At 58.2% G+C, this 13,799-nt stretch carries 12 protein-coding genes and 1 tRNA gene; 9 read left to right on the top strand and 4 right to left on the bottom strand.

All coding sequences use genetic code 11. The features are described 5' to 3' along the window. Positions 1-2: 2 nt before the first annotated feature. The 4 genes from thrS to H8K11_00680 form a co-directional block, all read right to left on the bottom strand. Complete coding sequence (gene thrS / locus H8K11_00695) at positions 3-1,958, bottom strand: threonine--tRNA ligase (protein ID MCS6262249.1); 1,956 nt, start codon at positions 1,956-1,958, stop codon at positions 3-5. Positions 1,959-2,044: 86 nt separating this feature from the next. Further along, positions 2,045-2,119 (bottom strand) — tRNA-Val (locus H8K11_00690). Between the two features lie 134 nt (positions 2,120-2,253). Continuing rightward, positions 2,254-2,526: an HU family DNA-binding protein gene (locus H8K11_00685; GenBank protein ID MCS6262248.1), complete on the bottom strand. Its 273-nt coding sequence runs from the start codon at positions 2,524-2,526 to the stop codon at positions 2,254-2,256. 96 nt (positions 2,527-2,622) lie between these two features. Further along, positions 2,623-3,213, bottom strand: a complete 591-nt coding sequence (locus H8K11_00680; GenBank protein MCS6262247.1) for a hypothetical protein — start codon at positions 3,211-3,213, stop codon at positions 2,623-2,625. Between the two features lie 340 nt (positions 3,214-3,553). On the opposite strand from H8K11_00680, the gene H8K11_00675 reads away from it, so the two are divergent. The 9 genes from H8K11_00675 (at position 3,554) to H8K11_00635 (ending at position 13,775) form a co-directional block, all read left to right on the top strand. Next, complete coding sequence (locus H8K11_00675; protein MCS6262246.1) at positions 3,554-4,006, top strand: Rrf2 family transcriptional regulator; 453 nt, start codon at positions 3,554-3,556, stop codon at positions 4,004-4,006. A gap of 54 nt (positions 4,007-4,060) precedes the next feature. Beyond that, positions 4,061-6,556, top strand: coding sequence for a sulfurtransferase TusA family protein (locus H8K11_00670; protein ID MCS6262245.1), 2,496 nt, complete (start codon positions 4,061-4,063; stop codon positions 6,554-6,556). A gap of 5 nt (positions 6,557-6,561) precedes the next feature. Continuing rightward, positions 6,562-7,284 carry a phosphoadenylyl-sulfate reductase gene (locus H8K11_00665; GenBank protein ID MCS6262244.1) on the top strand — a complete coding sequence of 241 codons (723 nt, stop codon included), beginning with the start codon at positions 6,562-6,564 and terminating at the stop codon, positions 7,282-7,284. Positions 7,285-7,325: 41 nt separating this feature from the next. Continuing rightward, positions 7,326-8,393 carry an anthranilate phosphoribosyltransferase gene (locus H8K11_00660; protein MCS6262243.1) on the top strand — a complete coding sequence of 356 codons (1,068 nt, stop codon included), beginning with the start codon at positions 7,326-7,328 and terminating at the stop codon, positions 8,391-8,393. Positions 8,394-8,410: 17 nt separating this feature from the next. After that, on the top strand, positions 8,411-9,208 hold the full coding sequence (locus tag H8K11_00655; protein ID MCS6262242.1) for a sulfate adenylyltransferase subunit 2: 798 nt from the start codon (positions 8,411-8,413) through the stop codon (positions 9,206-9,208). Between the two features lie 46 nt (positions 9,209-9,254). After that, positions 9,255-11,135, top strand: coding sequence for a GTP-binding protein (locus H8K11_00650; protein ID MCS6262241.1), 1,881 nt, complete (start codon positions 9,255-9,257; stop codon positions 11,133-11,135). Between the two features lie 77 nt (positions 11,136-11,212). After that, positions 11,213-12,139, top strand: coding sequence for an Mrp/NBP35 family ATP-binding protein (locus H8K11_00645; GenBank protein MCS6262240.1), 927 nt, complete (start codon positions 11,213-11,215; stop codon positions 12,137-12,139). 26 nt (positions 12,140-12,165) lie between these two features. Next, positions 12,166-12,921, top strand: a complete 756-nt coding sequence (locus H8K11_00640) for a PCP reductase family protein (GenBank protein ID MCS6262239.1) — start codon at positions 12,166-12,168, stop codon at positions 12,919-12,921. A 176-nt stretch (positions 12,922-13,097) separates the two neighbouring features. After that, positions 13,098-13,775, top strand: coding sequence for a hypothetical protein (locus H8K11_00635; GenBank protein ID MCS6262238.1), 678 nt, complete (start codon positions 13,098-13,100; stop codon positions 13,773-13,775). The last annotated feature ends 24 nt before the right edge of the window (positions 13,776-13,799 follow it).

Genomic DNA, 13,799 nt, shown 5'->3' with positions numbered 1-13,799 from the left:
GGTCACCTCGTTTGTGAATGGGTTGCCGTTTGACGCAATGTTTGATTCGCATCTGTGCGAAGGAGTTCGAGGAACGCTTCAATCGGCATACTCCCGTGATTCGCGCCGCTTCGGCCGCGAACCGACACCATGCCGCTCTGCACTTCCTTATCTCCCACGACCAGCATATAAGGAATCTTGTTCTTTTCCGCTTCGCGGATCTTAAAGCCGATCTTCTCGTTGCGGATGTCTGCTTCAACTCGAAATCCGTGGCTCTTGAGCGTGGAGACGATCTTTGCCGCAAATTCCTGCTGGTTGTCCGTGATCGTGAGCACCACTGCCTGTACCGGGGCCAGCCAGGTCGGAAAGGCGCCGGCATAGTGCTCAATCAGAATGCCGAAGAAGCGTTCGATGGAGCCCATGAGCGCCCGATGAATCATGATCGGCTGATGCGCCTTGCCGTCTTCGCCGGTATAGGCCAACTTGAACCGCTCAGGATTGTTGAAGTCGACCTGGACCGTCGAGCATTGCCAGGATCGACCGAGGACGTCTTTAATCTTGATGTCGATCTTCGGGCCGTAGAAGACCCCTTCGCCGGGATCCACTTCGTAGGCCACGCCGCGGCTCTTGAGCGCCGCTTCGAGCGCATTGGTGGCGATGGTCCAGTTCTCTTCAGAGCCGACGGACTTCTCCGGACGGGTCGAAAGATACACTTCAAACTCGCTAAAACCGAAGGTGCCGAGGACGAAAAACGTGAAGTCCAGTACGCGGCTGACTTCGGCTTCGATCTGATCGGGACGGCAAAACAGATGCGCGTCGTCCTGGGTAAACCCGCGGACGCGCAGCAGGCCGTGCAGCACACCCGTGCGTTCATAGCGGTAGACGGTCCCTAGCTCGCCATAACGGATCGGCAAATCCCGATAACTTCGCATATGGGATTTGTAGATCATGATGTGGAAGGGGCAGTTCATCGGTTTGAGCTGATACTCGCTGCCTTCCAGCTTCATCGACGCGAACATGTTTTCGCGGTAGTAATCGACGTGGCCGCTGGTCTTCCACAGGTCCAGCCGGGCGACATGGGGCGAATACACCAGATCGTAGCCGTCCTTGATATGTTGCTCCCGCCAGAAATTTTCGATCAGCAGCCGGATCAGCGAGCCCTTGGGGTGCCACAGAACCAAGCCGGGACCGATCTCATCCTGAATCGTAATCAGATCCAGTTCCTTGCCGAGTTTCCGATGGTCACGGCGCTTGATCTCTTCTAACTTCGCGAGATGGGCATCGAGTTCTTTTTTTGTCGGGAAGGACGTGCCGTAGACCCGCTGCAACATCGGGTTGCGCTCATCGCCACGCCAGTACGCGCCGCCGGTGGACAGGAGCTTGAACGCCCCGACGTATCCGGTGGTGGGGAGGTGCGGCCCGCGACAGAGATCGACAAACTCTCCTTGGCGGTACAGCGAAATGGGAGACGCATCGTCGAAGCTGTTGATTAGCTCGACTTTGTAGCCTTCCCCCCGTTCCTGGAAAAACTTGATGGCGTCCTGCTTGGATAGTTCGCTCCGGGTGACCGTCAGGCCACGCTTCATAATCTCAATGGCGCGCGCCTCGATCTTTTCCAGATCTTCTGGCGTGAACGGGCGGTCGAACGCGAAATCGTAATAGAACCCATCATCCAATGCCGGGCCGATCGTGAGCTGGGCGGTCGGGAATACTTCCTTGACGGCCTGCGCCATGATGTGGGTGCTGCTGTGGCGATAGACCTCGCGCCCTTCGGCAGACTCGAACGTCAAGGGCTCGATGGTGGCGTCCTGCTCCAATGGACGCGACAGGTCCATTGGCTCGCCATTGATCTTCGCGGCCAAGACCTTGGGATCGAGGCGTCCACCTTCCGGAGTGAGAGCCTCTCGGACGGTGCATCCTGCTGGTACTTGTTTTCGAGTTCCGTCAGGAAGGGTAATGTGAATGAGCTGTGAGGCCACTCCGGTCAATCCTACAAAAAATACAACGCCGTGCCGACCACCATGCTGCCGGTAGTCGGATCACGAACGGTGCGCAAGAGCAAAAATGGTAGGCGCGGACGGTCTTGAACCGTCGACCTCTACCGTGTCAAGGTAGCGCTCTCCCCCTGAGCTACGCGCCTATCGCCCGGCGATGCTAATACAGCCTCACCAAGAGTGTCAAGGAAACCCGGCGGCAAGACAGGCTTTTCTCTTTCCCATCCAGAAGGCGAAGCCGGCTTGCCGGTCAGGTATCATCGGGTGTATCAGCAAAGGTCTACTTGACCGCTGCTTTCAGTTCTTTGCCGGCCGAAAACTTGGGAATGCGGGCGGCAGGAATCTTCAAGGCTTCCCCGGTTCGTGGATTGCGTCCCATCCTGGCCTTGCGTTTTGAAATCGTAAACGTCCCGAAGTTCACCAGAGTCACGCGTTTCCCCTTCTTGAGCGACGTGGTGACGGCTCCGGTGAAGGCCTCGAGCGCTACTGTTGCGGCGACCTTGGTGATGCCGGCGCTGTTCGCCATTTTCGCGATCAATTCTTCCTTGGTCATTGCTTCCCTCCGTTGGTGGTTGGCGACCGGTGGATATATGGGCGTACAGATTCTACGCCTCTGGTGAGGTGCTGATGAGTTGAGGTGCGCGCGAATCTAGCTCGCCCTGGCGCGTTTGACCGGAATATCCAGATCGAGGATCTTTTTTCTCAACGTGTTTCGATTCAGTCCGAGCAGCTCTGCGGCTTGAATCTGGTTTCCCTTGGTCTCCCGCAGGGTCAGCAGGATCAACGGGCGTTCGACGGCGGCGATCAGCATCGGGTGGAGGTTTCTTCCCGAGCCGTTGCGCATCCCTTTGACGAAATCGCCGACTTTATGTTCCAGAAAAGATTCCAGACAGACCGATTGCCCCGGTGCATTTCCATTGGATAGCGACAGGTCTGCCTTGGGGGCTTTGGCCGCGTGGAGCGACGTGGCCGTCCGTTTCAGCACGGTTCGAGAGCCTACGACCAGGAGCGTGCGCGCAGGATCGATCCCCCCAAACAGTTTCCCAAGGTCTGCAGCAGACTGTGCTTTCGATTCTACGATGACGGCATCGTACGCACGCTTTGCCGGTTCCTTCGGAAGCGACAATCCGTCACGGCCGATGGTGACCGCTTGCTCGCCGAACAGGTCCTTGTAGTGAGCCTGAATCTCGCTGTCTGTGCTGAGCAAGAGAATATTAAATGTTGATGAACGCAGCGTCATGAAGGTACCGAGGAAGAAGAGGGCGGGATTATTGCTCAGCCCCTAGATGATGTCAATGACGAAAAATGCATTGTAATGACGCGCAGACGACAGGGGTGAACTCATGGTGCGCGGGCGCGGTCATGACTGGCTTCTACCACCAGTTCATCGCGGCTGAAGGCACTGCACTGGCGAGCCACGGTTCTTCAATATGAATCGCTCGCACGGGTGGCTGTCTCGGGCAAGTCATGAGCGCTTGGTTCCCAACGGCATGCTGGTTTGATGTGCATCTACCCTTGCTTGACAGGAAAGTTGCGCGCAAGGTATAGAGATCCATGAATCCCCATCGGAATACTCGCAAATGAAGGTGAGCCTTCGAGCGACCTACGGAATTATTGCCGCCGTGGATCTTGCGCTCCATCATGCGGAGCAGCCTGTCTGCGCCAAGTCGATTGCCAAGCGACAGGCGATTCCGGCCCGGTTCCTCGAGCAGGTGCTCCACGCGATGAAGAAAGCCGGGGTGGTGGCAAGTCAGCGCGGGGCCCAAGGGGGGTACGTGTTGAGCCGTAAGCCCTCGGAGCTCTCCGTGGCAGACATTCTCGATGCACTGGAGGGCCCGCTTCTCACGACAAATGGAGAGGGTGGTCCGAAACATTCGTCCTCGCGTGGGGCCAAGCAGGAGGCGCTGCTCGCTCACATTTGGGATCGCGTGAAACGGGCGGAACTGAGTGTTCTTTCGGAAGTCACGGTCGAGGAGTTGGCCAAGCGCCAGCGGGCCCTCGACGCGCAGCACACGTTGATGTACCACATCTGAAGCGGCCTGAATCATGCGCACGCACATTACTTCCTAACCGACGAGGTCGTTATTATGACTCCTAATACAGTGGCTCTCCGCCCAGCGATCAAAACGGAGCCCATTCCGGCCCATATAGTCGAAGAAATCGAAACGTTTGAGGCGGAAGCCCAACGTGTCCTGGGCGGAGACCTCTCCACCGACATCTTCAAGCCCTTCCGGCTGCAATATGGCATTTACGGCCAGCGGCAACCTGGTGTCCAGATGGTGCGGATTAAGATCCCGTTTGGAGGGCTGACAGGGAATCAATTGCGGCAAGTGGCCGATCTCGCCGACCAGTATGCCACGGGCGTGGGTCATGTCACCACACGGCAGGACATTCAGCTGCACTTTGTGGAGCTCAAACACGTCCCCGAGATGATGCGTCTGATGGCCTCCGTGGGGTTGACCACGCGCGAGGCCTGCGCGAATACGGTACGGAACGTCACGGCCTGTCATCTGGCGGGTGTGTGCCAAGGCGAAGTGTTCGATGTCACGCCATACGCGAAGACGGTGGCCTATCATCTGCTGCGCAATCCGCTGAATCAGAGTCTCCCGCGGAAGTTCAAGATTGCCCTGTCCGGATGCCGACAGGACTGCGCGCTGACGCCCATTCACGACATCGGGTTGCTGGCGGCGAAGCGGGCCGACGGAACTATCGGGTTCCGGATGGTGGCGGGCGGTGGATTGGGCTCGACGCCGCGCATGGCCCAGGTGCTGCGCGAATTTACGCCCATGGACGAACTGCTCCCGACTATCGAGGCGGTCATTAAGGTGTTCGATACGCTGGGGAACCGTAAGAATCGCAACAAGGCCCGCATGAAGTTCGTCATCGAGAAGCTCGGGTTCGACGAATTCAAGCGCCGCTGGGAGGCGGCCTACGCGGCCATGGGGTATGCCGTGCCGACGCACGAGCCGATCAAGCTGCTGGACTATGCCGATGCGCCGCCGCTCATTATGCCGACCAAGGCCGGTGTCCTGTCCAACGGTCACGGCAACGGCAGCGGGAACGGCGCCGTGTCACTCAATGGCCAGGTCTCCGCGTTTCAGGCCTGGAAGCGCACCAATGTCGTGCCGCAGCGACAGGATGGTTTTGTGACGGCGGCGATCAAGTTGCCGATGGGCGATCTGACGGGCGAGCAAATGTGGGTCGTCGCTGACTTGGCCGAACGGTATTCGAACGGGAACATCCGCACGACCATCAATCAGAACATGGTCATCCGGTGGATTCCCGAGGGGCGGTTGGAGGAGTTCTATCAGGAACTGGTGCAGCACAGCTTAGGCGATCCCGGCGCAGAGCTCGTCGAAGACATCATCGCCTGCCCGGGCACTGACACCTGCGGATTGGGAATTACCTCATCTAAGGGGATGGCCAGGGCGCTGGCGGAAGTGTTTCCCGCCGGTCAGGTTCCGGAAGATCTTCGGGATGTGAGCGTCAAGATCAGTGGGTGCCATAATTCCTGCGCCCAGCACCATATCGCCACCATCGGGTTGCACGGAGTCGGCAAACGTCTCGGAGAACATACGGCGCCGCATTATGAACTGCATCTCGGCGGACATGTGGATGGCACGCCGAAGATCGGACAGTTGGTGGTCAAGTTGCCGGCGAAGAACGTTCCAGCCGCGGTGCGCCATTTGGTGGACGTCTATCGTCGGGATCGGAAGGCGGGTGAGAGCCTCCAGTCGTTCATTGCGCGTGTCGGGAAACATGTTCTGAAAGACGAACTCATCCCTTACACGATCGTTCCGCCGTACGAGCAGGATTCGACCTATTACTACGACTGGGAAGGTGAGGCGGAATTCGTGCTGGAGGATCTGGGCCCTGGCGAGTGCGCGGGTGGCGCTTTGGAGATGATCGACGACCGTATGTTAGAGGCCGACCAGGAGCTCTACCAGGCGAAATTGCTGGTCGAGAAACATCAGTATGCCCTGTCGGTGAATAAATCGTATCGGGCGGTACTGGCGGCGGCGAAAGGTCTTTTAGTGACCGAAGGTCTCGATCCGGCCACCGATGCCGAAACCTTCCAGGAGTTCGATCAGCGACTGGCCAGCAAAGGGATCGTTCCGGCGACCTATAAGAATCTTGGGGCGCAAGTCGGCGACCTTGGATCTAAGGACGCGACTGCCGAGGCCGCGACGGAGAAAATGGCCTTCGCCAAGCGGTTTCTCGCGGTCTGTCGTGCAGCCACCGAACAAATGGGCAAAGATCTGAAGCTGGCCCAGGTGAAGGAAGATGTCGTGCCGACTCCGGCTAGTGCCCCGGCGACAGCCGCACCCGCACCTGTTGCCGCGGCTCAGGCGCCTGTATACGATCTGCGCGGCGTGGCCTGCCCGATGAACTATGTGAAGACGAAATTGAAATTGGAAATGATGGACAGCGGCGAGCAACTGGAAGTCTGGCTCGATGCGGGAGAGCCCATACGGAATGTGCCGATGAGCTTGCGCAATGACGGGCACAAGATTCTGGCAGAGGGACCGTTGGAGCCTGATGCCACGCATTTCAAAATTCTCGTGGAAAAGGTCGAGGGGTAAGAAGGGTGAACGATACACAGAATCCGGCTGCACGACCCTCCGACGCAGAGCTGAAGGCACTGAGTGATTCGTTTGAATCTCAGCAGCCGTGGGACCTGCTGGAGTACGCGTTGAAGACCTACCGGCCGCACATTGTGCTGGCCTGCAGTTTCGGGGCGGAGGATGTCGCCCTGGTGGACATGGTGCATCGCATCGATCCGGACGCACCGCTGTTTTATCTGGATACCGATTTTCTGTTTCCTGAAACCTTCGACGTGCGTGATCGCATTATCGCGCGGTACGGGTTGAAGCCGGCGCAGGTCATTCACATGAAATCTCTGTTGACGCCGGAACAGCAGGCTGCCCAACATGGCGCCATGCTGTGGGCCAGCAAGCCGGACCAGTGCTGTGAGCTCCGGAAAATCGAACCGCTCACTCGTATTCTCGGCGAGTACTCGGCTTGGATCACCGGGATCCGGCGAGACCAGGCTCCCACAAGGGCGAACGCCGGGCTGATCGAGTGGGACAAAAAATTCAATCTCGTCAAAGTGAATCCCCTGGCCCGATGGAGCAGTGACAACGTCTGGACGTATCTGCAGCTCCATGAGGTGCCCTATAACACGTTACATGACCGCAATTACCCCAGCATCGGCTGTACCCATTGTACGGCGCCTGTCCTTCCGGGAGACGATCCGCGTTCCGGTCGGTGGAAGAATTTCGGCAAGACCGAGTGCGGGCTGCACAAGTAACATCATCGTCACCCTGAAATCAGACAAGGTCATTACCATCCATGCAACATCTGCTCGCCAAAGTCGCTAAAGGTCAAAAAACATCCAAGGATCTCACGTGGGAAGAAGCCAAGCAGGCCATGCGCCTCATGATCGAGGGAACCGCCACGCCGGCGCAGATCGGGGCGTTTCTCACGGCCATGCGTTTCAAGTCGGAATCGGTCACGGAATTAGCGGCCTTTACCGCGACCGCGCGCCAATATGTGTCGCCGGTGCCGGTCCGTTCGGGGCTCGGAGTCGTCGATGTGCCCGTCTATGCGGGAAAGCGGGAAACCTTTCACGCCATCCTTCCCGCCGCCATTGTCGCGGCCGCCGCCGGAGCCGTCTTGCTGTTGCATGGAGTGGATGGGCCTCCGGACCGGCTCGGGATCTCGTCAGTGCTGAAGCTCTTAGGCATTCCTGTCGATCTGACTGCTAAGTCGGTCGGAGCCGAATTGGAAAAGAAGGGATTTGCCTATCTGGACCTGGCGCTGTATCACCCCCCAGTGAGCCGGTTTCTGGAAATGAGACAGGAGTTGGGGGTACGCAACTTCTTCCATCCCGTCGCGCGAATGCTCAACCCCGCTCGCGCGACCTCGCAGGTGATCGGCCTGTCGCATCCGCCTTACTTCGAGAAGACGATCGAGGCGTTGCGTATGTTGAGTTGCCCGCGCGCGCTCGTTATCCGCGGCGTCGAAGGGGATCCGGAACTCTCGATCGGCAATTCCACGCGCCTCTTGGAACTCAAGGATGAGCGCATCACTCCATTTACCTTCCAGCCGAAGGATGCAGGCTTGTCGATGGCGACCTTCCGCGAAATGGCCGGGTTCCCGGTCGAGCAGCGGGAGCGTGAGGCCGATCTGATCAGGCGGCTCCTCGCCAACGAAATTCAGGGCGGACAACGGGACTGGGTCCTCCTCAACGCGGCCATGCTGCTCTATGCCGCCGGAAAGGGGACGTCGATTACTGGAAATCTCGGGGCTGCCAGAAGCGCATTAGAGTCCGGTCAGGCCAAGGCCAAACTGGCTGAGTTGGTGACGGTCGCCGGATCAAGCGCGGGAAACGCGCCGAAGGTCGGCATTTCAGCGTAAACGGAAGAGTGTGAACCATGAAACATTTGCGTCAACTCGAAGATCAAAGCGTCTATATCCTTCGGGAAGCCTACAAGCATTTCAATCACCTCGCCATGCTCTGGTCGATGGGGAAGGATTCGACCGTGCTCCTGTGGCTGGCCCGCAAGGCCTTTTTCGGGCATGTGCCGTTTCCCCTGCTTCATGTGGATACGAGTTACAAGATTCCGGCGATGATCGAATATCGCGACCGGATTGCCCGTGAGTGGCGACTCAATCTGGTAGTGGGCCAGAACAAAGAGGCCCTGGCCGCCGGGATGAACCATACGCTGGGGCGTGATGTCTGTTGTACCGCCTTAAAAACGACGGCCATGAAGAATCTGGTCGAAGAAAAGGGGTATACCGGCATCATTCTGGGTGTTCGGGCAGATGAGGACAGCACTAGGGCGAAGGAGCGATATTTTTCCCCGCGAGACAAACACGGGGATTGGGATTTTCGCGACCAGCCGCCGGAACTGTGGGATCAGTTCAAGACCACCTTTCCGCCTGGCACGCATATCCGGATTCATCCGCTCCTCGATTGGACCGAGATCAACATCTGGGAATACATCAAGCACGAGAACATCCCCTTCATGGATCTCTACCTGGACAGGGGGGATGGCACACGGTATCGAAGTTTGGGCTGCGCGCCCTGCACCATGCCGATCAAATCCACGGCAAAGACGGTGGATGAGATCATCGCGGAACTGCGCGGGACCAATGTGGCGGAGCGGGCCGGACGTGCGCAGGACGCGGGGCGAGGCATGGAGATGCTCCGGAAGAAGGGGTACATGTGAGTCGGCCTATGCCGGATAGCAGGCGAGCCTTCGAGCGATCACGATCATGAACCAGGGTTCCATTGAACGAGTGAATCATATGACACAGCACGACCAGAGCAAGCCGCAAGAGAGTCTTAACATCGTCATCGTGGGCCATGTGGATCACGGGAAATCTACGCTGGTGGGGCGACTCTATGCCGATACGGGCTCGTTGCCTGAAGGCAAAGTGGAAAAGGTGCAGGCGATCTGCCGCCAGCAGGGCAAGGAATTTGAGTATGCGTTCCTGTTCGACGCGTTTCTTGAAGAGCAGGAGCAAGGCATCACGATCGATACGGCACGCACCTTCTTTATCTGGAACGGGCGGCAATACATCATTATCGACGCGCCGGGACATAAAGAGTTTTTGAAGAACATGATCTCGGGCGCGGCCCGGGCGGAAGCCGCGCTGTTGCTCATCGATGCGTTGGAAGGCGTGCGTGAACAATCCAAGAAGCATGGCTACCTCCTGTCGCTGTTGGGCGTGACGCAGTTTGCGGTGGTGGTCAATAAAATGGACCTGGTCGGGTATCGTCAGGATGTGTTCGACGGGATCGAAAAGGAATATCGGGAATTTCTGGGTCAGTTCCGGGCGGTTCCTCAACAGATGATTCCGGTCAGCGCGAAGATGGGTGACAACATCGCGACGCGCAGCAGCCACATGCACTGGTATCAGGGGCCTACGGTGCTGGAGACGCTGGCTCTCTTCAAGAAGGAGCAGGTTCGCTCGGAGCAGCCGCTCCGATTCCCACTGCAGGACGTCTATAAGTTCGATGCGCGGCGGATTCTGGCCGGCCGCATTACGGCAGGACGCTTGAAAGTCGGTGACCAACTGGTGTTTTCGCCGTCCAACAAGACCGCGGTCGTTCAATCGATCGAAGGGTTTAACGTCGATCCGCCGCGGAGCGAGGCACAGGCCGGTCAATCGGTCGGCATCACGCTCGATGAACAGATTTTCGTGGAGCGTGGTGAAATCGCATCGCACCGGGACTCCATTCCGCTCGTTTCGACGGCGATTCGCGTGAATCTGTTTTGGATGGGCAGGAGGCCGCTGGAGAAGGGGCGGAAGTATGTCTTGCGGCTCGCCACGCGTGAAGTCGCCTGCGAAGTCGCCGCCATTCATCGGATTATCGACACCGCCGATCTCGCGCAGCTGCAGGAAAGTCAGGCGGTGGCGAAGAATCAGGTCGCCGAATTGACTCTGCGGGTGAAATCGCCGCTCGCGTTTGATCTCTCGTCCTCATTCGAAGCCACAGGCCGGTTCGTGCTGGTCGATGAGTACGACATTGCCGGGGGCGGGATCATTACCGAGTTGGTGCATGACGAGCAGGAAGGGCTGCGCGAGGAGGCGAGACAGCGGGAATATGCGTGGCTTACGGGCGATGTCCGGGCCGAGGATCGGGCCAGACAATACGGCCATCGGGCCGCCATTGTGTTGTTCACCGGCTCAGCCCAGACGGGCAAGACGTTTCTTGCGCGAAGGGTGGAAGCTTTGCTGGTTGCCGATAGCCGCCACGCGTACCTGCTGGAAGGCGAGAATCTGCTGCAGGGATTGGACGCGGATCTGTCTGCGGCCGATCCGTCCTTCGCCGCCGAGCGTGTGCGTCGGTACGGGGAGGTCGCCAGGCTGCTGATTGATACGGGGCTCATCGTCGTCTCCACGAGCAAAACCTTTGGTATTAACTATCAGCGGATGGCGGAGATGATACGGACGTTGGTTCAGCCGGCCCCGGTTCTTGCGGTACACATGAGCCGGGCGGGGGAAGAGCCGCCTCCGAATACGGACTTGCACTTTGCCGGCCCGCAGGACTTCGACGCAGCGGCACGTCAGATCCTTGAGGAATTGAAGCAGCGGGGCGTCCTCATTGAGCCCCCCGGGACCAGATCGACGATCCAGTATTCCATCTAGCGGAGGGGTGCGAGCCCGTTTGACTCTATTGAAACCCCTGTGGTAGCGTTCTTCATCAACAAATTCGAGGGTTTTTCATGACCATGGCGGCCGGCAAGGATCTCAAGTCGATCCTCACGAAGCTCCAGTATTCCGACGACGCAAAAGTGGTGCAGCAGATCACTGCTCAGATGAAGCAGGTGCAGGCGCGAATGGCCGGCATCAAGCAGAAGCTGGTGGTGATGAGCGGCAAGGGCGGAGTCGGCAAGAGTATGACGACCGTCAACCTGGCGCTGGCCTTTGCGCGACAGGGTGCGAAGGTCGGGTTGCTCGATGTCGATTTGAACGGGCCCTGTGTCCCACGAATGATGGGGCTACATGGTCAGTCGTTACGAATGACTCCGGAAGGGGCGCAGCCTCCGGTCGGTCCCCTGGGCATCAAAGTGGCCTCGATGGATTTTTTTCTCGATGATGCCTCGCCGGTGCGGTGGAAGGGCCCGATGGATCTGAGCCCGGTCTGGCTCGGCCTCATGGAAATGAACGTGATCCGCGAATTCCTGGCTGATGTGGTCTGGGGAGAGTTGGATTATCTCCTCGCCGATCTCCCGCCGGGCGCCGCTGCCGATAAACCGCCGGTCATTGCGGGATTCATTCCCGACCTGGCCGGTGCGATCGTGGTGACGACACCGTCGGAAGTCGCGTCCGACGTGGTGCAGAAGTCCGTCACCTATGCGCGTGATATGGGTATCCGGGTATTGGGCATTGTTGAAAACATGAGCGAATACCGGTGTCCATCCTGCGGTGCGGAAAATGAGTTATTCGAGGGGAACACGGAGGCGATGTGCGAGGTGCTGGATTTGCCCTTACTCGGCCGTGTCCCGTTCGATCGTAAGTTTGCCAAAACATTCGATAAGGGGCAGCCGCTCCTCGATCCTGAATATCCGACGATCCAGAAATATCAAGATATCGTCGGACGGATTCAAGCGTTACTGGATTACAAAAAAGTCCTGGCGGAAAAGCTGTAAGCGCACCGACCCGGAGGGGGGATCCTATGAAGTTCGTTTGCCTGAACTGCGAGACCTACATGACGTTTCAGAAGGTCGAAAAACCCGGTGAGGGCTCACTCGGCGTGTTCTTCGGCTGTCCATCCTGCGAGGCGAAGTTTTCCATGGTGACGAATCCGGGAGAGACCCAAATGGTTGCCTCGCTCGGTGTAAAGCTCGGAGGCCGCACGGAGACGGCAGAACCGTTCGAGATGACTCGCGGGACGCTGAAAGAGGAAGCACAGGCCGGCGCAGGGCAGATGGCCGCCTATCTCAACGAGAAGATTCAGGGCGGGCAACCGGTCGCGGCTTCTGCGAAGCTCAGCGCGCCGGATGCCGGTGGAGAGAAGACGTCCGGCGGTTGCCCCTTCTCGGCTATGGTTGCGGAGATGGGATTAACTTCAGGCGGCAAGCCGCAGAATGGAAACGGAACGAGCGAATTCACATGGACTGCAGACGCCAAGGAGAAGTTGGAGCGCTTGCCGTCTTTTGTGAAGCCGATGGTTCAGAGCAGTGTGGAGGCCTATGCGCGGAAGCATGGCTATAAGAATATTACGCTGCAGGTCATGGATGATTCCAAGAATGATTCGCCCAACGGGATCGCATGGACGAAGGATGCCGAACAGCGTATGGACAACATTCCTGACTTCATTCGCCCGATGGCCCGCCGTGAAATTGAGCGGATCGCCAAGGAGCGCGGCCTGGTCGAAATCACGGCGCAAGTGATGGATGAAGCCAAAGAGAAGTTCATGAAGTTCATGTAGCCGACGAATGCATGCATGAGACGAGTGCACGGCCCATCCGGCAATCCGGATGGGCCTTTCGATTCCTGCCGGTGTTTCCCTCTCGACCGATTCATTGTCTGAGATTTCTAAGTCCATGCTTCCCGCTTCTAGGGATGTTGTGTCTGGCTGTCCTGCTGTGGAGCGTGTCGTTTGTGATGGCGGAGACTGCCGGTCACGGACATGGCGCGACGGTTCAGGAGCAGGGACATCATCATGCGCCTGTCTCGGGAGAGTTGTGGGAGGGCTCTCGAAAGGGCATTGCCTATTCCGAATTCAATCATCACATGGCGGGTATCTTTCTGTTGCTGATCGGGATGAGTGAAGTCCGTCAGGCCCTGGGATGGCCGGCATTGGTTTGGACAAAGTTTTTACTCCCCGGCGCCCTAACAGTGGGGGGAGTGTTTCTGCTCATCTGGAGCGATCATGACTCATGGCCGATCGGGTCGATGACGTTCGCCCAGACGTTCTTCGGCAGCGATGAAGAAGTGCTCCAGCACAAGATCTATGGAGTGCTGGCTTGCGCCGTCGGTGTCGTTGAATTCCTGCGGCGGACCGGATGGTTTGCCCATGCGGTGTGGACTGTGCCCCTTCCACTCTTTGCGATCGTCGGCGGACTGATGTTATTCAGCCACTCGCACGGAGACCATCCTGCCGCCGGCAAAATTGCGCTTCATCACGTGATCATGGGCATGATGGCCATCACCGCGGGATCTTCCAAGTTGGTCTCTGGCTGGCGAACGCGGACCTTCATTGCCGAGCGTTCGTATTGGGAGTTGCTCTGGGCGACCCTCGTCGTCGTCATTGGTCTTCAGCTCCTCATTTATTCAGAGTAAGATTGTTCACCGGCCCGCAAAGGG

This window comes from Nitrospira sp. (assembly GCA_024998565.1).
In the GTDB taxonomy this organism is placed as follows: domain Bacteria; phylum Nitrospirota; class Nitrospiria; order Nitrospirales; family Nitrospiraceae; genus Nitrospira_A.
This window is presented reverse-complemented; position numbering and strand designations above follow the sequence as displayed.